The sequence below is a fragment of the Synechococcus sp. W60.3 genome, from assembly GCF_047502615.1.
Classification (GTDB): Bacteria; Cyanobacteriota; Cyanobacteriia; order Thermostichales; family Thermostichaceae; genus Thermostichus.
The window spans coordinates 1-600 of the sequence record NZ_JANSHJ010000057.1 but is presented as its reverse complement, the minus strand read 5'-3'; the positions used below and the strand labels follow the sequence as shown (position 1 = coordinate 600).

At 60.5% G+C, this 600-nt stretch carries 1 pseudogene; it reads right to left on the bottom strand.

The annotated features are described in order from the left end of the window. Nucleotides 1-600: pseudogene (gene psaA / locus NW846_RS12210) on the bottom strand (photosystem I core protein PsaA); the annotation flags it as partial.

Sequence of the window (600 nt, the reverse complement as noted above, 5' to 3'; positions counted from 1 at the left end):
CCGTTTGCGGATCCAGGCCACCCTTGAAGGTGAGGAACTCCGCGTACTTGCCCCAATCCAAGGTAAAGAAGGGCACCACCCCGCTGAAGATGCCCCAATCCACGCTGGGGAACATCTCCTTCATCAAGGCGGGCTTGAGGATGAACTCGTGGGGCAAAGGCACCTGGTCAGCCGGCACGCCCGCATCCAACATCTTGTTGATGGGAATGGCCACGTGGATTTGGTGACCAGCCCAGGCCAGAGCGCCCAACCCCAGCAGGCCCGCCAGGTGGTGGTTGAGCATCGATTCCACATTTTGGAACCACTCCAGCTTGGGAGCCCGCTTGTGGTAGTGGAACCAGCCGGCAAACAGGCAGAGGGCGGCCATCACCAAGCCGCCAATGGCCGTTACCAGGAGCTGAAACTCATTGGTGATGCCGGCAGCCCGCCAGAGGTGAAAGAGGCCCGAGGTGATGCGGATCCCTTCGAAGCCGCCGCCCACATCCCCATTCAGGATCTCTTGGCCGAAGATGGGCCAGACCACTTGGGCGCTGGGCTTGACGTTGATCGGATCCGCCAGCCAAGCAGAATAGTTGGAGAACTGAGCTCCGTGGTAGTACA